We start from the raw sequence: 21868 nt of genomic DNA on the forward strand, positions 1-21868 counted from the left end.
GAACGGGCGATCGGGTCCGCCGCGGATCAGACGAAGCTGTAGGGATCGACGTCCACGGCCACGCGCACCTTGGGGCTCCAGGTCAGGCTGCCCAGCCAGTCGCGCAGCACCTGCTGCACGTCGAAGCTGCGCCGGGCATGGACGAGCAGCCGGTAGCGGTGGCGGCCGCGCAGCATCGCCAGCGGGGCGGGCGCGGGGCCGTAGACGTGCATGTCCTCGCCGCTCTCGGGCGCGGTGCGGCCGATCATCCGCGCGGCTTCCTCGGCGGCGGCGCGATCCTCGCTCGAGACGATGATCGCGGCATAGCGGCCATAGGGCGGCGCCTCGGCGTCGCGGCGCGCCTCGGTCTCGGCGGCGTAGAAGCTGTCGGCATCGCCCGAGACGAGCGCGCGCATCACCGGCGCATCGGGCGCGTGGGTCTGGATATAGACGGTGCCGGGCTTCTCGCCCCGGCCCGCGCGCCCGGCCACCTGCATGATCTGCTGGAAGGTCCGCTCGCTGGCGCGCAGGTCGCCGCCGTCCAGCCCCAGGTCCGCATCGACCACGCCGACCAGGGTCAGATTGGGGAAGTGATAGCCCTTGGTGACCAGCTGGGTGCCGATGACGATATCGATCGCGCCATGCTCCATCCGCGCGACGAACTCGGCGGCCTTGGCGGGCGACCAGAGCGTGTCCGAAGTGACGATGGCGGTCCGCGCCTCGGGCCACAGCGCCGCCACTTCGTCGGCGATGCGCTCCACGCCCGGGCCGCAGGCGACCAGCGTGTCCTCGCTCTTGCACTCGGGGCACAGGCTCGGCGCGGGGATCGTGTGGCCGCAATGATGGCAGGAGAGGCGGCGGAGCAGCCGGTGCTCGACCATCCACGCCGTGCAGTTCGGGCATTGGAAGCGGTGGCCGCAATGCCGGCAGAGCGTCAGCGGGGCATAGCCGCGCCGGTTGAGGAACAGCAGCGACTGCTCGCCCTTCGCCAGCGTCGCGTCGATCGCCTTCACCAGCGCGGGTGCCAGCCAGCGGCCACGCTCGGGCGGGTCCTGGATCAGGTCGATCGGAATGATCTCGGGCATTTCCGCAAGCCCATAGCGGCCGGGGAGCTTGAGCTCTTCGTAGCGGCCCAGTTCGACCTGGTGGCGCGTCTCGATCGCCGGCGTGGCCGAGGCGAGGATCACCGGGCAGGATTCGAACCGGCCGCGCATCACCGCCACGTCGCGGGCATGGTAATGGACGCCGTCTTCCTGCTTGAAGCTGGTCTCGTGCGCCTCGTCGACCACGATCAGGCCGAGGTTCGGATAGGGCAGGAACAGTGCCGAGCGGGCGCCCACCGTCACCATCGCCTCGCCGCCGGCGATCGCCCGCCAGGCGCGGCGGCGCTGCGAAGTGCGCAGGCCCGAATGCCAGGCCACCGGATCGCAGCCGAAGCGCTTCTCGAAGCGGGTGAGGAAAGGCTCGGTCAGCGCGATCTCGGGCAGCAGTACCAGCGTCTGCCGCCCCGCCGCCAGCGCGGCGGCGACCGCTTCGAAATAGACTTCGGTCTTGCCCGATCCGGTCACCCCGTCGAGCAGGAAGGGCTGGAAACCGGCCGCGTCCACTGCCTGGCGCAGCGTCGCGGCGGCATCGGCCTGTTCGGGGTTGAGCCGGGGCGGGGCGAAATCGGGATCGGGCAGCGGATAGGGCGTGTCGGTGTCGACCACCACCGCCTCGATCGCGCCGGCCTTCGCCAGGCCGCGGATCACCGCGTCGGAGACGTCGGCGGCCAGGGCCAGCTCGCGCACCAGCCCCTGGCGCTCGCCGATGCGCTCCAGCGCCTGCGCGCGCTGCGGGGTCAGCCGGGCGGGCACCTGGCCGGTCGCGCGATATTCGGTGATCGTCGGCGCGCTCTCGAACGCCGCCGAGGTGCGCAGCGCCATCGCCAGCACGGCCGAGGGCGGGCTCAGATAATAGTCCGCCGTCCACTCGACGAGGCGGCGCACCGATGCGGGAATCGGCGGTGCGTCGGCGACGGCCATGATGTTCCGCAACCGATTGTCGCCGATCTCCTCGGTCGGCAGCCGCTCGGGCTCCCAGACCACGCCGGCATATTGGCGCGGCCCGATCGGCACGACCACGATCGATCCCGGCGCGACCTGCATGCTGGCGGGCACGCGATAGTCGAGCGGGCCGAGCGCGGGGTGGAGGACGAGGACGCGGGCGCGGGACATGGATGGCCTCATATGGGCTTTTGCACCGGAAACGGAATCCCCGTATCCGGTTGGCGCTTCAAGGAGACCGAAGATGCTGCTCGCCGCTGCCCTGTTGCTCGCCCAGGCCGCACCCGCCGCCCCGGCGGCACAGACCACCCAATGCAAGGCGACCGACGCCAGCCTGCCCGCCGGCCTGCTCGGCTGGGTCGCGCCGGGCGACGCGTTCGTCCCCGGCAAGGCGGTGGCGCTGGACACGATCGACGGCGCGGCGCTCAAGGGCCTGCCCGCCGGGAGCAAGCCGGGCAAGGCGGCGATGATCGGCTTCCGCATCGAGAGCGCCGGCATCTATGGCGTGGCGCTCGACCAGGGCGGCTGGATCGACGTGCTGCCGGGGGCCGAGGGCGGCACGGCGCTCGCCTCGGTCAGGCACGGCCATGGTCTGGAATGCTCGACGATTCGCAAGATCGTCCGCTTCCGGTTCGAGCCGGGCATATATCGCCTCTATGTCTCCGGCCTTGCCGGGGCGAGGGTGAAGGCCATGCTGGTGGCCGGCGAATGAGCGCCGCGAACAAGGCGGCGGTCCGCGCCTATGTCGATGCGTTCAACGCGCACGATGTCGCGCGGCTGACGCGGCTCTTCGCGCCGGATGCGAAGATCTGGGGCGTGCTCGGTGCCGGATCGCTCGAGATGGCGATGGGGATCTGGCGCGAGCTGCACGAGGGGATGGAGATGCGGCTCGAGATCCTCGATCTGGTCGCCGAGGGGGATTCGGTGGCGGTGCGCCTGCGCGAGACCGGTCGTTTCGCCGGCCCCTTTCGCGGATTGGGCGGGCTGGCGCCGACCGGCCGGCCCTATGAGGTGGCCGCGATGGAATGGTTCCGGCTGGAGGACGGGAAGATCACCGAGCGCTGGGGCGCCCGCGACTCCGCCGCGATCCTGAGGCAGGTGAGCGAAGCTTAGGGTGGGGACTCATATTCTTCCATCGTCACCCCGGCCTTGAGCCGGGGTCCCGCTATCTCGCCAGCGCAGGAAGCAGCGGGATCCCGGCTCAAGGCCGGGATGACGGTGGAAAATCAGATACTTGTTTGGGTTCTCAACCTAGGGCCGCAGCGTCAGCCCGATCGTCATCGCATGGTCCATCTGGTCGCGCGCGCCGGCGCGGCCGAAGCGATATTGGTTGAGATAGCCGATCTCGACGCGCAGCTGGCGGCCCAGCGGCGCGCCCAGCCCGATATTGGCCCGCACCCGCTCGATCCCGCCGCGCTGGCCCCAGGCGGTGCTGTTGAGATTGAGGAACGTCTCATGCGTCGCGAACAGCCCGAGCCCGGTCCGGCCCAGCGGCGCGTTGAAGCGCAGCTGGCCGCGCACGCGGTGGCCGATCTCCGGGCCGGCGCTGTTGAAGCGCTGCTCGAGCCGGATCCGCGTGGCGAAGCCGGCGCCGAGCGGGACGATCACGTGCTGGCGCAGCCGCTCCTCGTTCGGCAGCGTCCGGTCGCCGACGAAATCCTCGACGTGCCGATAGCCGATGGCGAGTTCGACCTTGCCGAGTTTCCAGGCGAACAGCCCGCCGATCTCGGTGTGCGCCAGCCCCCGGGCGCGCTCGCCGAAGCGGGCGATGCTTTCCACCGTCGCTTCTTCATGCTCGCCCACGCGGACGACGCCGCTCGCCTGCAGCCACAGCTGGTCGTCGGTCCGTTGCGCGCGTGCGGGCGCAGCGGCGGCCAGGAGCAGGGGCAGGACGGCGCACCAACGCATCGCGCCTAAACGCATCGTCTTCATTCCGGTGCAAGCTTTACTTGCCGGACCTGGAACATCCATGGAACATCGCCGCGATCAAAATGGGGGGCAAGGGCAATGATTCTCACGACGGCGCTGGCTCTGGGCATGGCGGCGCAGGGCCGCTGCGCGGCGCTCGACACACGGCTTCCGCGCCCGCTCGCCGGCTGGACGCGCGACGGGCGCGGGCTCGACACCGGCCATGCGGTGACGCTGCCGGTGCGCGGCGGCGGCGTGGAGACGCGCGTCACGATCCGCAAGGCCGGCACGGTCGGCATCGCGATCGATCGCGCGGGCTGGATCGATGCCTTCGCCGCCGGCAGTCCGCGCGCGCTGCGCATGGCGTCCGAGCGCCGGGGGCCGCGCTGCTCGACGATCCACAAGATCCTCTATTACCGGATGCGCCCCGGCACCTATCGCGTCACGGTGAATCGGCTTAAGGGCGGCCGTGCAAGGCTGATGCTCACGCACGACTGACAGCAAATGTCATAAGGGATTCCCGATGAAGTTCTTCGCCGACACTGCCGATACCGCCGATATTCGCGACCTGGCCGCCACCGGCCTGCTCGACGGCGTCACCACCAATCCCTCGCTGATCCACAAGGCGGGCCGCGATTTCCTCGAAGTGGTCGCGGAGATCTGCGAGATCGTCGAGGGCCCGGTCTCGGCCGAGGTCGTCGCGCTCGATTTCGAGGGCATGATGCGCGAGGCGGAGATCGTCCGGAAGATCGCCGACAACGTCGCGGTCAAGGTGCCGCTGACGATCGACGGCCTCAAGGCGTGCAAGGCGCTCACCGACGACGGCACGATGGTCAACGTGACTCTCTGCTTCTCGGCCAACCAGGCGCTGCTCGCCGCCAAGGCCGGCGCGACCTTCATCTCGCCCTTTGTCGGCCGGCACGACGATATCGGCTATCCGGGCATGGACCTGATCGCCGACATCCGCACGATCTACGACAATTACGCCTTCGACACCGAGATCCTGGTCGCCAGCGTGCGCAACCCGATCCATGTGCTCGAAGCCGCCAAGATCGGCGCCGACGTGATGACAGCGCCGCCGAGCGTGATCCGCCAGCTGGTCAAGCACCCGCTGACCGACAACGGCATCGCCGCCTTCATGGCCGATTGGGCCAAGACCGGGCAGAAGATCGGGTGACTTTTTCTCCCTCTCCCCTCCGGGGAGAGAGTGGCCCAGCGCAGCGAGGCCAGGAGAGGGGCAGTGCGGGCCGCAAGCGCCTTGCTCGCCGCACTGCCCCTGTCCGCGACCCTCTCCCCAGGGGGGAGAGGGAGATATATGCTTCCCCCATGACCGAGCCCGCCCTCCCGCTCCTCTATGCGCAGCATCTCGCGCGCGACCGGCGGCGTTCGGCGCATACCGTCCGGGCCTATGGCGCGACCGCCGAGCGGCTGGTCGCCTTTCTCCAGCGGCATTGGGGCGGGCCCGTCACGCGCGATGCGCTCGGCCGGGCGAGCGCCGCGGACCTGCGCGCCTATCTCGCCCATCGCCGCGGCGAGGGCCTGTCCAACGCCTCCGCCGCGCGCGAGCTTTCGGCGGTGCGCGGCTTCCTCAGATTCGCCGGCGGCGAGGATGCGGAGCTTCCCCGCCTCAAGGGACCGCGCGTCCGGAAGGGCGTGCCCCGCCCGATCGCCCCGCACGAGGCGGTCGCGCTCGCCGAGACCGTCTCCGAGGAGGCGCGCGAGCCCTGGATCGGGCTGCGCGACTGGGCGGTGCTGCTGCTGCTCTACGGCGCGGGCCTGCGCATCGGCGAGGCGGTGGGGCTCCCGGGCGCCGTGCTGCCGCTGGGGCCGACGATGAGCGTCACCGGCAAGCGCGACAAGACCCGCATCGTCCCCCTGCTGCCCGAGGTGCGCGCGGCGATCGAGGCCTATGCCCGCGCCTGCCCCTATGGCGTCTCGCGCGACGCGCCGCTGTTCCGCGGGGCGAAGGGCGGCCCGATGCCGGCGGGGGTGATCCGCAAGTCGGTCCGCGCCGCCCGCGCCGCGCTCGGCCTGTCGGACCGCACCACCCCGCACGCGCTGCGCCACAGCTTCGCCACCCATCTGCTCGGCCGGGGCGCCGACCTGCGCGCGCTGCAGGAGCTGCTCGGCCATGCCAGCCTCAGCTCGACCCAGGTCTATACCGCCGTCGATGCCGCCCATCTGCTCGACGTCTATCGCAACGCCCATCCCCGCGCCTGATTTCGATCAGTTACACCGCCGCAACGCTTCGCTACGGCGCACGCATGCACGATTCCCATCTCGCTGACGTCGCCGACATCCAGCGCATCCCCGAAGTCGAGACCATCCTGGCCGAATTGTGCGAGCGCACCGGCATGGGCTTTGCCGCGGTGGCGCGCGTCACGCCCGATCGCTGGGTCGCCTGCCAGGTGCTCGACAAGATCGAGTTCGGGCTGAACCCCGGCGAGGAGCTCGCGATCAAGACGACGATCTGCGACGAGATCCGCGCGAGCGGGCAGGGCGTCTATATCGACGATGTCGATGCCGATCCGGAATGGCGCCGCCATCACACCCCGGCGCTCTACGGCTTCCGCAGCTATATCTCCTGGCCGATCCTGCGCGGCGACGGCAGCTTCTTCGGCACGCTGTGCGCCGTCGATCCGAAGTCGCGCCTCGGCCTCGCCGCGCTCGCCCCGCAGATGGAAACCTATGCCCAGCGGATCGCGACGGCGCTCGACCGGATCAGTCCCGCGGTTTCCAGGTGAGGATCCGCCAGACATAGAGCAGCGCGATCCCGGCGACGATGGCGATGATCGTCGGCCCCACCCAATCCTCGATGTCCTCGATCGTGGCGCCCAGCGCATAGCCCCCGCCCAGCAGGATGACGTTCCAGATCGCGCTGCCCACCGCGGTATAGCCGACGAAGCGCCAGAAGGGCATGTGCATCAGGCCGGCGGGGATCGAGATGACCGTGCGGCCCACCGGCATGAAGCGGAAGATCAGCACGGTCGGGCCGCCCCATTTGTCGAAATAGGTCTTGAGCTTCTCGATCTCGTGCCAGTCGAGCGTCAGCCAGCGGCCCCAGCGGTCGACCAGCGGCCGCAGGCGCTTATAGCCCAGCCGCCGGCCGATCTCCCACCAGAAGAGATTGCCGAGCACCGTGCCCGCGGTGCCGGCGAACAGCACCAGCGGCAAGCTCATCTTGCCGCGCGCCACGGCGATGCCCGCCACGCTCATGATCGCCTCGGACGGGATCGGCGGAATCACATTCTCGAGCACCATCAGCCAGAAGATGCCCCAATAGCCCCAGGAAGCCGCGTCCCACATAAGGTGTCGATCAGCTCCGCTCGGCGACGCGGCGCTCGATCGCCTGCCAGATCAGCGCGCCGGTGTCGGTGCCGTTGAACCGGTCGATGGCGACGATGCCGGTGGGGGAGGTGACGTTGATCTCGGTCAGCCACTCGCCGCCGATCACGTCGATGCCGACGAACAGCAGCCCGCGCCGCTTCAGCTCCGGACCCAGCACCGCGCAGATCTCCTGCTCGCGCGCGGTCAGCTCGGTCTTGGCCGCGCTGCCGCCCACCGCCAGGTTCGAGCGGATCTCGCCCTCGCCCGGAATGCGGTTGATCGCGCCGGCCACTTCGCCGTCGACCAGCACGATGCGCTTGTCGCCCGCCGCCACCGAAGGGAGGAAGGCCTGCACCATGTGCGGCTCGCGCCATGCGGTGTTGAACACTTCGATCAGCGAGGAAAGATTGGCGCCGTCGCGGCCCACCTTGAAGATCGCCTTGCCGCCATTGCCGTGCAGCGGCTTGATGACGATCTCGCCATGCACCGCCAGGAAGGCGCGCGCCTCGTCCAGGCTGCGGGTGACGAGCGTCGGCGGCATGAACTGCGGATAGTCGAGGACGAACACCTTCTCCGGCGCGTTGCGCACGCTGGCGGGGTCGTTGACCACCAGGGTCCGGTCCGCGATCCGCTCGAGCAGATGGGTCGCGGTGATATAGCCCAGGTCGAAGGGCGGATCCTGGCGCATCAGCACGACATCGGCTTCCTCGCCCAGGTCGAGCGACACCGGCTCCTCGAACCGGAAATGGTCGCCCGCCACCCGCTGCACGGTCACCGGATGGGCCCGGGTCCAGACGCGGCCGGCGGAATAGTTCAGGTCCTCCGGGCTGTAGTGGAACAGCCGGTGGCCGCGCGCCTGGGCGGAGAGCATCAGCGCAAAGGTCGAGTCTCCCGCGATGTTGATCGCGTCGAGCGGGTCCATCTGCACGGCGACATTGAGCGACATTCGGCCTCCTTCGGGAACACCTTAGGTGACTTATTCGAATAAGTCACCCCATCCAGGCGTTCTCGATATGGCGAGGCGGCGTCCCCGGGGCAATGAGGATCACGTCGACCCGGATATCGTCGTTCGGGCCGGCATAGCGCGGCATCAGCACTTCCGCCGCGGCGGCGACACGGGCAAGCCGGCGCTCGTCGATCGCGAAGTCGAGATCGGCCGCGGTGGCGCGGGTCTTGACCTCGACAAAGGCGATCAGGTTGCCGCGGCGCACAACCAGATCGACTTCGCCGGCCGGAGTGCGGACGCGGCGATCGAGGATTCTCCAGCCTTTCAGCCATAGCCACCAGGCGGCGCGGCGCTCGCCTTCGCGGCCACGCGTTTCCGCAGCGCGGCGATCCGTTGGTCTTCTGCCCCTCACGACTCGCACCTGTGGATAACTTTGGTTACCATCGCCAGACCGAGTCGCACCGAACCGGGTTTATCGGTGCTTTCGGGGGGTCGCATTCAGATGGAATCCAACGAACGCTATTATCGGCGTCGCGCCGCTCAGGAACTCGCTGCCGCGAAGCGGGCGATGACGGAGGCCGCCGCGCTGCGCCGCCGCCAGCTCGCCGAAACCTATCTCAAACGCCTCGCCGAGCTTACCGGTGCGGACGAGATGCGCGTGCTCGAGCAGGAATACGCCTGAGTCGGCCTTGGCGCTGTTTCGTCCTCTCCTGCTCTGTTTCGTCGTCCCCGCGAACGCGGGGATCCAGAGTCAGGAGCGATGCGCGAAGTAACCCTGGGTCCCCGCCTTCGCGGGGATGGCGGGATCGGGGCGGTTCCGACCCGCGCCGGACTATTCCTTCATCGCCATCGCCCGCGCATAGAGCGCCTTGCGGTCGAGCCCGAGCTTCTTCGCCACTTCGCCCGCCGCCTTGCTCGCCGGCAGCCGGGTGAGCGCTTCGGCGAGCGCGGCATCGGCATCGTCGGCGCTGGCGGGCGCGGGGGCGCCCGGCGGGGCGACCACCACCACGATCTCGCCCTTGGGCGGCGCCTCGGCATAGCGCTCGGCCAGCTGGGTGAGCGAACCGGTCACGCATTCCTCGAACTTCTTGCTGATCTCGCGCGCCACCGCCGCCTCGCGGTCGCCCAGCCCCTCGGCCAGGGCGGCGAGGCAGGCCGAGAGTCGCGGCCCCGATTCGTAGAGGACGAGCGTGGCGCGCACGCCGGCGATCTCGGCGATCGCCTCGGCGCGGGCATGGAGCTTGGCGGGCAGGAAGCCGAGGAACAGGAAGCGGTCGGTCGGCAGGCCGGCCAGGGTCAGCGCCGCGATCGCCGCGCAGGGGCCGGGAATCGTCGTCACCGGATGGCCGGCGGCGCGCGCGTCGCGCACCAGCTTGAAGCCGGGATCGGAGATCAGCGGCGTGCCCGCGTCGGAGACGAGCGCGATCGCCTCGGTCGCCATGCGCGCGACCAGGCCGGGGCGGACCGCATCGGCATTATGGTCGTGATAGGGGAGCATCTTCCCCTTCGCGCCCAGGTGCCGGAACAGGCCGGCTGTCACACGGCTGTCTTCGACGGCAACCAGATCGGCGCCCAGGAGTATTTCGGAGGCGCGCGGCGACAAGTCACCGAGATTGCCGATCGGGGTGGCGACGATATAGAGGCCGGGCGTGAGAACAGCGTGCATCGGGGAGAGTAAATGGCAGACGCGACCGTGAATCCGCAACGGGGCATCCTCCGCTGGGCCGCTTTGGGCCTCGCCGCCCTCCTCGCCGCCTGCGCCAGCGGGCCGCGGGTGATCCCCGAGTCGCGCCCCGCGCCGACGGTGGAGGCGCCGCGCGAGCGGCCCTCGACTCGCCCGATCTCGCCGGGCCTGCCGCAGGATGTGGAGCGCCACCGCGTCGCCCTGCTCGTGCCGATGACCGGGCCGAACGCCGGCGTCGGCAAGTCGCTCGCCAATGCGACGCAGCTGGCCGTCCTCGACACGAAATCGGACGTGCTGCGCATCACTACCTACGACACTGCCGGCGGGGCCGCGAACGCCGCGCGCCAGGCGATCGCCGACGGCAACAAGCTGATCCTCGGCCCGCTGCTCGCCGAGGAGGCGCGCGAAGTGGCGCCGATCGCCCGGGCCGCGCGGGTGCCGGTGCTCAGCTTCTCGAACGACACGGCGGTGGCCGGCAACGGCACCTATCTGCTCGGCTATTCGCCGGCCCAGTCGATCGAGCGGGTGGTCGATTATGCCCGGGCCCAGGGCGTCACCAACTTTGTCGGGCTGATGACCTCCGGCGTCTATGGCGAGCGCGCCTCGACCAGCTTCCTGCGGGCCGTGGAGGACCAGGGCGGCAAGGTGCTGGCGATGGAGACCTATGACGGCCGCCCCGGCTCGATGACCAGCGCGATCACCAAGCTTTCGCGCACGCCCTATCAGGCGATCCTGATCGCCGGCTCGGGCGCGAGCGGGGTGACGGCGGCGCCGATCATCCGCAAGTCGGCGGGCGGCAAGGCCTCGCGGATCCTCGGCACCGAGCTGTGGAACACCGATTCGGCGATCGGCGCGAACGCGGTGCTGAACGGCGCCTGGTTCGCCAGCGTGCCGGACAATTACTACCGGACCTATGCGACCAAATATCGCGCCCGCTTCGGCGCGGCGCCCTATCGCCTGTCGACGCTCGGCTATGACGCGGTGCTGCTCACCGTGCGCATCGCCCGCGAATGGCGGCCGGGCGACATCTTCCCCGAGCGCCGCCTGGTCGCGCCCGACGGGTTCGGCGGGCTCGACGGCGCCTTCCGCTTCGGCCGCGACGGCATCGCCGAGCGCGCGCTCGAGGTGCAGGAAGTGAAGGGCGGGACCACGGTGACGATCTCGCCGGCGCCGACCGGGTTCGGGGGCTGATATATTTCCTCCCCCAGCTTGTCTGGGGGAGGAATTAGGTAACCACCAGCTCGCGCAGGATCGCCTCGAGCACCGGCATCCCCGCATCGGTCACGATCAGCCGGCTGCCGGCGCGGGCGATCAGGCCCTGCGCCTCCATTCCTGCCAGCGCCTTCAGGTCGAGCGGGGCGTCCGGCACCCCGGCCAGGTCGACGCCCTCGGCCAGGCGCAGGCCCATCAGCAGCGCCTCGACACCGCGGTCGTGCGGGTCGAGCGGATCCTCGCGCTCGATGCCATGGCCGTTGCGCGCGATCGCCGCGAGCCAGTTCTCGGGCTTCTTGCGCCGCAGCGTGGCCATGCCGTTCCGCCGGCCATGCGCGCCGGGGCCGACGCCCGCATAGTCGCCATAGCGCCAATAGGTGAGGTTGTGCCGGCTCTCCGCCCCGGGCCGGGCATGGTTGGAGACTTCATAGGCCGGCAGCCCTGCGGCCGTGGCGATCGCGCGGGTCGCCTCGAACAGGTCGGCCGCCGCGTCGGGATCATAGGCGGCGAGCTCGCCCTTCTCGAACAGCGTGGCGAATCGCGTGCCGGGCTCGATGGTGAGCTGGTAGAGCGAGAGATGCTCGGTGCCGAAGGACAGGGCGCGGCGCAGCTCCGCCTCCCAGCCGGCCAGCGTCTGGCCCGGCCGGGCATAGATCAGGTCGAAGCTGACCCGGCCAAAGGCGCGCTGCGCAGTCGCCAGCGCCGCCAGCCCCTCGTTGACGCCGTGCGCCCGGCCGAGGAAGCGCAGATCGGCATCGTCGAGCGCCTGCAATCCCAGCGAGACGCGGTTCACCCCGGCCGAAGCGATGTCGGCGAAGCGCGCGGCTTCCACGGAGGAGGGATTGGCCTCGAGCGTGATCTCGATGCCGGGGGCGAAGCCCCAATGCGCCTCGGCCGCCTCGATCACCGCGGCGACCGTCTCGGGCGGCATCAGCGAAGGCGTGCCGCCGCCGAAGAAGATCGAGCCGAGCCGGCGGCCGGGCAATGCGGCGGCCTCATGCGCCAGGTCGGCGAGCATGGCGGCGCGCCACGCGGCCTGGTCGACGCTCTCGCGGACATGGCTGTTGAAGTCGCAATAGGGGCATTTCGACACGCAGAACGGCCAGTGCACATAGAGTGCGAGAGGGGCGGGGGTGTCGGTCATCGCTTGAAGGGGCTTGGAGCGGGTAACGGGAATCGAACCACTAGCGTAGCCCGGCAGGGCGGAGCGCCACAAGGACGTGTAGCCCGGCAGGGCGGAGCGCCACAAGGAACACGGGTTCGCCGGGCAGGAAGGCTGGAGCGGGTAACGGGAATCGAACCCGTGTATTCAGCTTGGAAGGCTGCTGCACTACCATTGTGCTATACCCGCGAGCCGAGGGCCGAGTGCCACAGCCGCCCCCGGCCGGTCAACCTCGCAGGCTATTTCCCGGTGAAGTTCGGCTTGCGCTTCTGGAGGAAGGCCAGGCCGCCCTCCATGGAATCGGCGGTGCCGCGCGCGCTGCGCTGGTGGTTGGCCTCCATCGCCAGCGTTTCCTCCAGCGTCGATTCGAGCGCCTGGCCGATGCCGCGGCGGATCAGGCCGAGCGCCATGGTGGGCCCGGCGGCGAGGCGGGCGGCGAGCGCAAGCGCCTCATGCTCGAGCTGCTCGTCCGAGACGACGCTGTGCACCAGGCCCCAGTCGCGCGCCTTGGTCGCGGGCAGCTTCTCGCCCAGCAGCATCATCTCCGCCGCGCGCGAGCGGCCGACCAGGCGCGGCAGCAGCCAGGTCGCCCCGCCATCGGGGACCAGGCCGATATTGACGAAGGCCTGGAGGAAATAGCCGGTGTCGCTCGCCACGCAGAAATCGGCGGCCAGCGCCAGGCTGCAGCCGATGCCCGCGGCGGGCCCGCGCACCGCGCTCACCACCGGCACGCCCAGCCGCGCGACGGCAAGGATCGTGGGATTGTAGTGATCGGTCAGCGCGGCATGCGTCGCCGCCGCCGGATCGCCCGAGGCGAGCGCGCCGCTCGCCACGTCGGCACCCGAGCAGAAGGCGCGGCCGGCCCCCTGGAACAGCACCGCGCGGGCGCCGTCCAGCCGGGCCAGCGCGTCGCGGATCTCGTCGAACATCGCGGGCGGCGCGGCGTTGAGCCGATCGGGCCGGTTGAGCGTGATCACCAGCACGTCGCCGGCCCGCTCGGTCAGGATCATCTCGTACGCCATCCGCCACTCCCGTTTCGCTTCGCAACCGATAGCGGGGAAGGAGGGAGGGTGGAAGGGTGAGCCAGATGACGCTACGGCGCGGCCACTTGCGGCCCCGAAGGCGTGACCGTCAGCAGCGAATCGCCGCCGAGCGTGCGGTAGAGCGTCACCAGGTTGGTCGCCTCGATCAGCCGAGCGTTCACCAGTCCGCGCTGGGCGGAATAATAGGAGCGCTGCGCGACCAGGCTGGCCAGGAAATTGTCGATCCCGCCGCGATAGCGCGTGTCGGCGAGGCGATAATTGTCCTGGGCCGCGGCCAGGTTGGCCGTGTCGGCCTTGAGCTGATCGGCGATGGTGCCGCGCCGGGCCAGGGCGTCGGCGACTTCGCGGAAGGCGGTCTGGATCGCCTTTTCGTAGCTGGCGAGCGCCGCGTCGCGCTGGGCCTCGCTCCGCTCCACGCCCGCGCGGCCGGCACCGGCGTTGAAGATCGGATAGCTGGCGCTCGCGCCGCCCGACCAGTTGAAGCCATTGCCCGAGAAGAGCCCGGTCAGCGCGTTGCTGGCAAAGCCGAGCAGCCCGGTCAGCGAGATGCGCGGGAAGAGCGCGGCACGGGCGGCGCCGATCTGGGCATTGGCGGCGCGCAGCGTATATTCGGCCTGCACCACGTCGGGCCGGCGGAGCAGCACGCCCGAATCGACGCCGGCGGGCAGCTCGGCAACGGTGGGCGCGGCTTCCTCGATCGTGGAGGAGAGCAGCGTGGCATCGATCTCGGCGCCGACCAGCAGCCGGAGCGCGTTGACGTCCTGCGCCAGCGCGGTCTTCTGCGCCGCAACGTCGGACTGGGCGGTGGCAAGGATCTGCCGCGCCTGGGCCAGGTCGGTGCGCGGCGCGATGCCGCCCTGCAGGCGCCGGTCGGTAAGCGCCACCGCGCGCTCGGCATTGGCTGCGGTGCTCTCGGCGATCGCGAGCAGGCTGGCGTCCGCCGCATGGTTGAGCCAGGCGGCGGCGATGTCGCCGATCAGCGTCAGCCGGGTGGCGCGCGCCGCCGCCTCGGTCGCGAACCAGCGGTCCTGCTCGGCGCGAGTGAGCGAGGCGACGCGGCCGAACAGGTCTAGCTCGAAGGCGGGTATGCTGACATTGCCCGAGAAGCTGGTGCGCGTGCCGCTGGTGGTGGCCGCCCCGGTGCTGCTGCCATGCGATGCGGTCGCGCCTGCGCCGGCATCGAGCCCGGGGAACCGGTCGGCGCGCTGGATGCGATATTGCGCGCGCGCCGCGGCGATGTTGGCGGCGGCGATGCGCAGGTCGCGATTATTGGCCAGCGCCTGCTCGATCAGCTTCCGGAGGCGCGGATCCTTGAAGATGTCCTGCCAGGTGACGCTCGGCAGCGCCGCTTCGTCGGCCTTGAGATAGGCATCTCCCACCGGCCATCCGGGCGGCACCGGGGCTTCGGGCCGGGCATATTTCGGCTCCATCGAGCAGCCGGCGAGCGCCGTGCCGAGGAACAGGGTCAGAACCGTGCGCTTCATGCCTGCGCCTCCCGCTTGCGGGCCCGCCGTTCGCGCAGCGCCTTGAGCGCGTCGCGCACGCCGCGGCGGACGAGCACGAAGAACAGCGGGATGTAGAAGATGGCGAGGATCAGCGCGGTGAGCATGCCGCCGATCACCGCGGTGCCGATCGCGATGCGGCTGTTGGCGCCGGCACCGGTGGAGATCGCCAGCGGCAGCACGCCGAAGATGAAGGCCAGGCTGGTCATCACGATCGGGCGGAAGCGGATGCGCGCGGCCTCGATCGCGGCCTCGATCACGCGCTTGCCCTCCTTTTCGGCGCGTTCGGCGAACTCGATCATCAGGATGGCGTTCTTCACCGCCAGGCCCATCGTCGTGAGCAGGCCGATCTGCAGATAGACGTCGTTCTGAAGCCCGCGCAGCGTCACCGCGAACACCGCGCCGATCAGGCCGAGCGGCACCACCAGCATCGCGGCGACGGGGATCGACCAGCTCTCGTACAGCGCCGCCAGGCACAGGAACACGATGAGCAGCGAGACGCCGTAGAGCAGCGGCGCCTGCCCGCCGGCCAGCCGCTCCTGATAGGAGAGGCCGGCCCAGGCGATGCTGGTGCCCGGGATCTGCGCGGCGAGCGTCTCCATGCGCTTCATCGCGTCGCCCGAGCTCTTGCCCGGCGCGGGCTGGCCTTGGAACTCGAAGGAGGAGATGCCCTGGAAGCGCGAGACGGTGGTCGGCGCGGTCGCCCAGCTGATCGTGGCGAAGGAAGAGAAGGGCGTCATCTTGCCGTCGGCACCGCGCACGAACCATTCGCCCAGATTCTTGGGATCGGCGCGATAGGGCGCGTCGCCCTGGACGAAGACGCGCTTCACCCGGCCGCGATCGATGAAGTCGTTGACGTAGCGGCCGCCCCAGGCGGTCGACAGCGTGTTGTTGACGTCCGCCTGGGTGAGGCCCAGCGCGGCGAGCTTCTCCTGGTCGATCTGGATGTTGAGCGTGGAGACGTCGGGCAGGTCGGACAGGCGCACGGCCTGGAGGTCCGGATCGGCATTGGCCGCGGCGAGCAGCTTGTCGCGGGCCGCCACGAAGTCGGTGCGCGACATGCCGCTGGTGTTCTGCAGCTCGAGCGTGAAGCCGTTCGACTGGCCCAGGCCGCGGATCGCGGGCGGCACCAGCGCGAAGACCTGGGCGTCGCGGAAGTTGCGGAAGGCGCCGGCGGCGCGCTGGACGATCGCGTCGGCGCCGTTCTCCTTGCCGGGGCGATCGTCCCAGGAGACGAAGTTGACGAAGCCCTGGCCGGTATTCTGGCCGCTGGCGCCGCCGCCCCCGCCGCCGCCGGTGACGGTGAAGATGGTGCGGACGTTCCTGCCCTCCTGCTCGCGCAGATATTTCTCGACCGCGAGCTGGACTTCCTGGGTGCGGGCCTGGGTCGCGCCGGCGGGCAGGCGGAACTGCACGCTGGCGGCGCCCTGGTCCTCGGTCGGCAGGAAGCCGGTGGGCAGGCGATAGAACATCAGCACCAGCACCGCGCAGGACAGCAGGTAGATCAGCAGGAAGATCCACTTGCGATCGACGACATAGGAAATGGTGCTGGTGTAGTGCTCGACCGTCCACTCGAAGCCCTGGTTGAACTTCGCCATGCCGGTGCGGGTCCAGCGGCCGAGAAAGGGCACGCGGCGCGAGAACCAGCCGCTGCCGGGCGCGGGCATGTCCTGCTTGCGCTTCAGCACCGTGGCGGTCAGCGCCGGGCTGAGGATCAGCGCGACCAGCACCGACAGGACCATCGCCGAGACGATGGTGACCGAGAATTGCCGGTAGATCACGCCGGTCGATCCGCCGAAGAACGCCATCGGCAGGAACACGGCGGACAGCACCAGCGCGATCGCCACCAGCGCGATCTGGATCTGGTCCATCGACTTGATCGTCGCCTCGCGCGGAGTGAGGTCGGGGTCCTCCTCCATCAGGCGCTCGACATTCTCGACCACGACGATCGCGTCGTCGACGAGCAGGCCGATCACCAGCACGAGCCCGAACAGCGTGAGCGTGTTGATCGAATAGCCGAGCGCGTAGAACACCGCGAAGGTGCCGAGCAGCACCACCGGCACCGCGATCATCGGCACCAGGGTCGCGCGCCAGCTCTGCAGGAACACGAACATCACGATGACGACGAGGGCGATCGCCTCGCCCAGCGTCTTCACCACTTCCTCGATCGAGAGCTGGATGAACTCGGTGGTGTCGTTGGCATAGGCGTAGTTGAAGCCCTGCGGGAAATCCTTGGCCGCTTCCGCCACGGTCGCCTTGACCAGTTCCGCCGTCTTCAGCGCGTCGGCGCCCGGCGCGGTGCTGATCGCGATGCCCGAGCCGGGATGGCCGTTGACGCGGCTGACGGCGTTGTAGTTCTCCGCGCCCAGCTCGATCCGGGCGACGTCCTTCAGCAGCACGTGCGCGCCGCTGGTCTGGGTCTTCAGGATGATCTTGGCGAACTGCTCGGGCGTCTGCAGGCGCGACTGGGCGGTCACCGTCGCGTTCAGCATCTGGCTGGACGGCATCGGCTGGCCGCCGATCTCGCCGGCGGCGACCTCGGTGTTCTGGCTGGTGATCGCGGTCACCACGTCGCTCGGCATCAGGCCGTAGCTGGCGAGCGCCGAGGGGTTGAGCCAGATGCGCATCGCATAGGGCGAGCCGAACACGTTGACGTCGCCCACGCCCGGCAGGCGCGACAGCGTGTCCTGCAGGTTGGACGAGAGCCAGTCGGACACGTCGCGATTGGTGCGCTTGTCGGTCTCGTCATAGACGCCGACGAGCAGCAGCGTGTCCGGGTTGGACTTGGTGACGCGCACGCCCTGCTGCTGCACCTGGTTGGGCAGGCGCGAGAGCGCGGCCTGGACCTGGTTCTGCACCTGCACCTGGGCGATGTCGGGATCGGTGCCCTTGTTGAAGGTGGCGCTGATCGTCACCTGCCCGCGCGAGGTGGACGAGGAGCTGAAATAGAGCAGCCCGTCGATGCCGGTCAGGTTCTGCTCGATGATCTGCGTCACCGAGTTCTGCACCGTCTCCGCCGACGCGCCGGGATAGGTGGCGCGGATGTTCACCTGGGGCGGCGCGATGTCGGGATATTGCGCGATCGGCAGCGAGAAGACCGCGCCTAGCCCCATCAGCATGGTGATGATCGCGATCACCCAGGCGAAGATCGGGCGATCGATGAAGATGCGCGACATGGGTGCTCAGCCGCCCTTCGACTTGGAGGCGCCGGCGCCCTGGTCCTTGCGGGGCGGCTCGATCTTCTGCGGCGTGTCGGCCGGGACCGGGCGGATATCGGCATTGGGCTTCAGGTTGGCGATGCCCTGGGTGATCACCTTGTCGCCGGGGTTGAGCCCCTGGGTGATGACCCAGAAGGCGCCCTGGGTGCGCTCGGCGGTGACGTCGCGGCGCACCGCCTTGTTGTCCGGGCCGACGACCCAGAGCTGGGCGGCGCCCCTGGCGTCGCGCGACACGGCCTGTTGCGGCACCAGATAGGCGCGGGTGTCGATCGCCTGGGTGAAGACCGCGCGGACGAACATGCCCGGCAGCAGCAGCCCCTCGGGATTGGCGAAGCGGGCGCGCAGCGTGACGGTGCCGGTATTCTGGTCGACCATCACCTCGGAGAATTCGACGGTGCCGGTGGTGCCATATTCGCTGCCGTCCTCGAGCTTGAGGCGCACGGCGGCGCTGCCCGGCGTCACGCCCTGCTGGGCGAGCGCGCGGCGCAGCGCGAGCAGCTCGCCGCTCGATTGCTGGATGTCGACGAAGATCGGGTCGAGCCGCTGGATCACCGCGAGCGGATCGGCCTGGTTGGTCGTCACCAGCGCGCCCTCGGTGACGAGCGAGCGGCCGATGCGGCCGGTGATCGGCGCGGGGACGCGGGTGAAGTGCAGGTTGATCCGCGCGGTGCGCAGCTGCGCGCCCGTCTGGGCGACCTGCGCGCGCGCCTGGCGGGCGGCGGCCGTGGCGTCGGTATAATCCTGCTTCGACACGGCCTCCGCCTCGGCGAGCGGCTTGTAGCGATCCGCCCGGATCCGCGTCGCCTCGGCATTGGCCTGGGCGTTCTGCAGGCTGGCCGCCGCTTCGGCGACGCTGGCGGAATAGAGGCTGGGGTCGATCTGGTAGAGCGTCTGCCCCTGGCGGACGATCGAGCCCTCGGTGAAGAAGCGCTTGCGGACGATCCCGGCCACCTGGGGCCGGACCTCGGAGGCCTGATAGGGATTCACTCGCCCGGTCAGTTCCGCGACCACCGGCACCTGGCCCGGCTGGACCACCACGAAGCCCACCTGGGGCGGGCCCCCGGCGCCCTTTTTCTGCGCGGTCTGGCCGCCGCTCCCGCAGGATGCGAGGAGCAGCGTGGTGGCGAGCAGGGCAAAGGAAGGTCGGCACGCGCCGCCAGGGGTGATTCGGTGCAATTCTTCAACCCGGATCAGGGCGCCGACTCGGGCGCGGTTCTTGTGACGAATGCTCTTGGGCAGCGCCTTGTGCAGGTGCAACACAAGAAATGTGCCGGAAACGCGAAACACCCCTCCGGCAGACGGCAGGTTTCCACGATTGGATACACGGCGCAACAATTGCCCGTTCGTTGCAAGGTTCCCTGCGGTTATGGCATCCCCGCAATCTCGTTGCGGCCCGGGCCGAACCGGCCTATTGGCGCGCGCCAATATGGCACGCATCGAAACGCCCAACCGCATCCGGGGCACCCAGGACATTTTCGGCGAGGATCAGCGCAGGTTCGCCCGCGTCCTCGAGACCTTCGACCATGTCCGCAAGCTCTATTGCTTCCAGCGCGTCGACATCCCGGTGTTCGAAGCGACGGGCGTGTTCGCCCGCTCGATGGGCGAGACCAGCGACGTCGTCTCGAAGGAGATGTACACGTTCGAGGACAAGGGCGGCGACCTGATCACGCTGCGCCCCGAATTCACCGCCGGCATCTGCCGCGCCTATGTCACCGAGGGCTGGCAGCAATATGCGCCGCTCAAGCTCGTCACCAGCGGCCCGGTGTTCCGCTACGAGCGCCCGCAAAAGGGCCGCTTCCGCCAGTTCCACCAGCTCGACGCCGAGATCCTCGGCGCCGCCGAGCCGGCCGCCGACGTGGAGCTGCTCGTCCTTGCCGACCAGCTGCTGCGCGAGCTGGGCATCGAGGGCGTCACCCTCCAGCTCAACACGCTGGGCGACGCGGAAACGCGCGACGCCTGGCGCACCGCGCTGGTCGCGCATTTCGCGGCGCACCGGGACCAGCTGAGCGAGGACAGCCTCGTCCGGCTCGAGAAGAACCCGATGCGCATCCTCGATTCGAAGGACCCGCAGGACCGCCCGATCGCCGAGAGCGCGCCGGACATCGACGCCTATCTGACCGCGGAGGCCGCGGCCTTCTTCAAGGCCGTCACCGACGGGCTCGACGCGGCCGGGGTGCAATGGACGCGCAACAGCCGCCTGGTGCGCGGGCTCGATTATTACCGCCACACCGCCTTCGAGTTCGTCACCGACCGGCTGGGCGCGCAGGGCACGGTGCTGGCCGGCGGCCGCTATGACGGGCTGGTCGGCAATCTCGGCGGCCCCGAGACGCCGGGCGTGGGCTGGGCGGCGGGCGTCGAGCGGCTGGGGATGCTGATCGCCGAGCCGGCGGCGGAGCGCATGCAGGTGGCCGTCGTCGTCGAGGCGGCGGGCAGCGAAGCGGCCGCGATCGGCCTGCTGGCGGGGCTGCGCAACGCGGGCATCAGCGCCGAGCTGTTCGCGAGCGGCAGCCCCAGGAAGCGCTATGACCGCGCGATGAAGGCGAACCCGGCGATGACGGTCTCGTTCCAGCAGCGCGACGGCGAGGTATCGATCGCGCAGCGCGTGATCGACGGCGACGGGGTGGATGCCGACGCGGTCGCGACGCTGGTCTCGGGCGCCGCCCGATGAAGATCCCCGCCGACCGCATCGCCGCGATCGAGGCGCGGCGCGACGAGCTGCAGGCGCAGATGGCGACCGGGGACCTGTCGGGCGACAGGTTCGTCGCCGTCTCCAAGGAATATGCCGAGATCGAGCCGGTGGCACTTGCCGCGGGCGAGGTCCGCCGGCTGCGTGCCGAGGCCGAATCGCTCGCGCTGATGGCGCAGGAGCCTGACGAGGAACTGCGCGCGATGGCGGCGGAGGAGCTGCGCGCCAATGAAGCGGCGCTCGCCGATGCCGAGCGCGGGCTGGCGCTCTCGCTGCTGCCCAGGGACGCGGCCGATGCGCGCCCGGCGATGCTCGAGATCCGCGCCGGCGTGGGCGGCGACGAAGCCGCGCTGTTCGCCGGGGACCTGCTGCGCATGTACCAGCGCTATGCCGACCGGATGGGCTGGAAGATCGAGCTGATCTCGTCCTCCGAATCGGAATTCGGCGGCTTCAAGGAAGTGGTGCTCAGCGTCACCGGCACCGGCGTGTTCGCCAAGCTGAAGTTCGAGAGCGGCGTGCACCGGGTGCAGCGCGTGCCGGCCACCGAGGCGGGCGGGCGCATCCACACTTCGGCGGCGACGGTGGCGGTGCTTCCCGAAGCCGAGGAGGCCGATATCCGGATCGACGACAAGGACCTGCGCATCGATATCTATCGCGCCTCGGGCCCGGGCGGGCAGGGCGTGAACACCACCGATTCGGCAGTGCGCATCACCCACCTGCCGACCGGCACGATCGTGATCCAGCAGGACGAGCGCTCGCAGATCAAGAACAAGGCCAAGGCGATGAAGGTGCTGCGCACCCGCCTGTACGAGGCCGAGCGCGACCGGCTTGCCTCGGCGCGCGCCGGCGCGCGGCAGTCGATGGTCGGCTCGGGCGATCGCTCGGAGCGCATCCGGACCTATAATTTCCCCCAGGGGCGCGTGACCGATCACCGCATCAACCTGACGCTCCACCGCCTGCCCGAAGTGATGGAAGGCGAGCTGGACGAGCTGATCGGCGCGCTCGTCGCCCAGGACGAGGCGGACCGGCTGGCGCAGCTGGATGGGTAGCTCCCTCTCTCCGCGTGCGGGGAGAGGGCCGGGGAGAGGGGCGTGACCTCCCCTCCGGACGAATCGCATGCGGATCCGGCGACCCCCTCTCCCGGCAAGCGGAGAGA

21 protein-coding genes and 1 tRNA gene are annotated in these 21868 nt (G+C 69.9%); 10 read left to right on the forward strand and 12 right to left on the reverse strand.

Going from position 1 to position 21868, the window contains the following annotated elements; all coding sequences use genetic code 11:
- Nucleotides 1-26: 26 nt before the first annotated feature.
- Nucleotides 27-2195, reverse strand: a complete 2169-nt coding sequence (locus tag OMP43_RS12250) for a primosomal protein N' (RefSeq protein ID WP_280279995.1) — start codon at nt 2193-2195, stop codon at nt 27-29.
- Between the two features lie 73 nt (nt 2196-2268).
- On the opposite strand from OMP43_RS12250, the gene OMP43_RS12255 reads away from it, so the two are divergent.
- Together OMP43_RS12255 and OMP43_RS12260 are read left to right on the forward strand one after the other, a co-directional pair.
- Entirely contained in the window at nt 2269-2736 is a 468-nt protein-coding gene (locus OMP43_RS12255) for a hypothetical protein (RefSeq protein WP_280279996.1), read from the forward strand.
- A complete protein-coding gene (locus tag OMP43_RS12260) occupies nt 2733-3137 on the forward strand; it encodes an ester cyclase (protein WP_280279997.1) in 405 nt (134 codons plus the stop codon). Before OMP43_RS12255 ends, OMP43_RS12260 begins: the two co-directional genes overlap by 4 nt.
- Before the next feature lie 138 nt (nt 3138-3275).
- Here the strand turns inward: OMP43_RS12260 and OMP43_RS12265 are convergent, their stop codons facing one another.
- Nucleotides 3276-3932: a DUF2490 domain-containing protein gene (locus OMP43_RS12265; RefSeq protein ID WP_280279998.1), complete on the reverse strand. Its 657-nt coding sequence runs from the start codon at nt 3930-3932 to the stop codon at nt 3276-3278.
- 99 nt (nt 3933-4031) lie between these two features.
- Here OMP43_RS12265 and OMP43_RS12270 point away from each other — a divergent pair, with 99 nt between their 5' ends.
- The 4 genes from OMP43_RS12270 (at nt 4032) to OMP43_RS12285 (ending at nt 6676) form a co-directional block, all read left to right on the forward strand.
- Nucleotides 4032-4430 carry a hypothetical protein gene (locus OMP43_RS12270; protein WP_280279999.1) on the forward strand — a complete coding sequence of 133 codons (399 nt, stop codon included), beginning with the start codon at nt 4032-4034 and terminating at the stop codon, nt 4428-4430.
- A 25-nt stretch (nt 4431-4455) separates the two neighbouring features.
- Complete coding sequence (gene fsa, locus OMP43_RS12275) at nt 4456-5109, forward strand: fructose-6-phosphate aldolase (protein WP_086130650.1); 654 nt, start codon at nt 4456-4458, stop codon at nt 5107-5109.
- Nucleotides 5110-5258: 149 nt separating this feature from the next.
- Nucleotides 5259-6152: a tyrosine recombinase XerC gene (locus OMP43_RS12280; RefSeq protein ID WP_280280000.1), complete on the forward strand. Its 894-nt coding sequence runs from the start codon at nt 5259-5261 to the stop codon at nt 6150-6152.
- A 44-nt stretch (nt 6153-6196) separates the two neighbouring features.
- Nucleotides 6197-6676, forward strand: a complete 480-nt coding sequence (locus OMP43_RS12285; RefSeq protein ID WP_280280001.1) for a GAF domain-containing protein — start codon at nt 6197-6199, stop codon at nt 6674-6676.
- Here OMP43_RS12285 and OMP43_RS12290 read toward each other — a convergent pair.
- The 3 genes from OMP43_RS12290 to OMP43_RS12300 are packed head-to-tail and all read right to left on the reverse strand — an operon-like array spanning nt 6654 to nt 8617.
- Nucleotides 6654-7238: a DedA family protein gene (locus OMP43_RS12290; RefSeq protein WP_280280002.1), complete on the reverse strand. Its 585-nt coding sequence runs from the start codon at nt 7236-7238 to the stop codon at nt 6654-6656. The genes OMP43_RS12285 and OMP43_RS12290 overlap by 23 nt on opposite strands.
- A 10-nt stretch (nt 7239-7248) precedes the next feature.
- Nucleotides 7249-8205: a glutathione synthase gene (gene gshB / locus OMP43_RS12295; RefSeq protein ID WP_280280003.1), complete on the reverse strand. Its 957-nt coding sequence runs from the start codon at nt 8203-8205 to the stop codon at nt 7249-7251.
- A gap of 43 nt (nt 8206-8248) precedes the next feature.
- Entirely contained in the window at nt 8249-8617 is a 369-nt protein-coding gene (locus OMP43_RS12300) for a YraN family protein (protein ID WP_280280004.1), read from the reverse strand.
- A gap of 90 nt (nt 8618-8707) precedes the next feature.
- Here OMP43_RS12300 and OMP43_RS12305 point away from each other — a divergent pair, with 90 nt between their 5' ends.
- On the forward strand, nt 8708-8887 hold the full coding sequence (locus tag OMP43_RS12305) for a hypothetical protein (protein ID WP_086130656.1): 180 nt from the start codon (nt 8708-8710) through the stop codon (nt 8885-8887).
- A gap of 150 nt (nt 8888-9037) precedes the next feature.
- On the opposite strand, the gene rsmI is transcribed toward OMP43_RS12305, so the two are convergent.
- The gene (rsmI, locus tag OMP43_RS12310) at nt 9038-9871 is read right to left on the reverse strand and encodes a 16S rRNA (cytidine(1402)-2'-O)-methyltransferase (RefSeq protein WP_280280005.1); all 834 of its coding nucleotides are present in this window, start codon (nt 9869-9871) and stop codon (nt 9038-9040) included.
- A gap of 12 nt (nt 9872-9883) precedes the next feature.
- Here rsmI and OMP43_RS12315 point away from each other — a divergent pair, with 12 nt between their 5' ends.
- Nucleotides 9884-11080, forward strand: coding sequence for a penicillin-binding protein activator (locus OMP43_RS12315; RefSeq protein ID WP_280280006.1), 1197 nt, complete (start codon nt 9884-9886; stop codon nt 11078-11080).
- A 34-nt stretch (nt 11081-11114) separates the two neighbouring features.
- Here the strand turns inward: OMP43_RS12315 and hemW are convergent, their stop codons facing one another.
- The 6 genes from hemW to OMP43_RS12345 form a co-directional block, all read right to left on the reverse strand.
- The gene (gene hemW / locus OMP43_RS12320) at nt 11115-12245 is read right to left on the reverse strand and encodes a radical SAM family heme chaperone HemW (protein ID WP_280280007.1); all 1131 of its coding nucleotides are present in this window, start codon (nt 12243-12245) and stop codon (nt 11115-11117) included.
- A gap of 133 nt (nt 12246-12378) precedes the next feature.
- Nucleotides 12379-12452 (reverse strand) — tRNA-Gly (locus OMP43_RS12325).
- Between the two features lie 50 nt (nt 12453-12502).
- The gene (locus OMP43_RS12330) at nt 12503-13285 is read right to left on the reverse strand and encodes an enoyl-CoA hydratase-related protein (protein WP_280280008.1); all 783 of its coding nucleotides are present in this window, start codon (nt 13283-13285) and stop codon (nt 12503-12505) included.
- Nucleotides 13286-13356: 71 nt separating this feature from the next.
- A complete protein-coding gene (locus OMP43_RS12335) occupies nt 13357-14790 on the reverse strand; it encodes an efflux transporter outer membrane subunit (RefSeq protein ID WP_280280009.1) in 1434 nt (477 codons plus the stop codon).
- Nucleotides 14787-17984 carry an efflux RND transporter permease subunit gene (locus OMP43_RS12340; protein ID WP_280280010.1) on the reverse strand — a complete coding sequence of 1066 codons (3198 nt, stop codon included), beginning with the start codon at nt 17982-17984 and terminating at the stop codon, nt 14787-14789. Before OMP43_RS12340 ends, OMP43_RS12335 begins: the two co-directional genes overlap by 4 nt.
- 6 nt (nt 17985-17990) lie before the next feature.
- Nucleotides 17991-19142: an efflux RND transporter periplasmic adaptor subunit gene (locus tag OMP43_RS12345; protein ID WP_280280027.1), complete on the reverse strand. Its 1152-nt coding sequence runs from the start codon at nt 19140-19142 to the stop codon at nt 17991-17993.
- A gap of 310 nt (nt 19143-19452) precedes the next feature.
- On the opposite strand from OMP43_RS12345, the gene hisS reads away from it, so the two are divergent.
- The gene (gene hisS / locus OMP43_RS12350; protein WP_280280011.1) at nt 19453-20694 is read left to right on the forward strand and encodes a histidine--tRNA ligase; all 1242 of its coding nucleotides are present in this window, start codon (nt 19453-19455) and stop codon (nt 20692-20694) included.
- The gene (gene prfA / locus OMP43_RS12355; protein WP_280280012.1) at nt 20691-21761 is read left to right on the forward strand and encodes a peptide chain release factor 1; all 1071 of its coding nucleotides are present in this window, start codon (nt 20691-20693) and stop codon (nt 21759-21761) included. The genes hisS and prfA overlap by 4 nt, the downstream gene beginning before the upstream one ends.
- Nucleotides 21762-21868 lie beyond the last annotated feature (107 nt).

Origin of the sequence: Sphingomonas sp. CBMAI 2297, assembly GCF_029870595.1 — a bacterium.
GTDB lineage: Bacteria > Pseudomonadota > Alphaproteobacteria > Sphingomonadales > Sphingomonadaceae > Sphingomonas.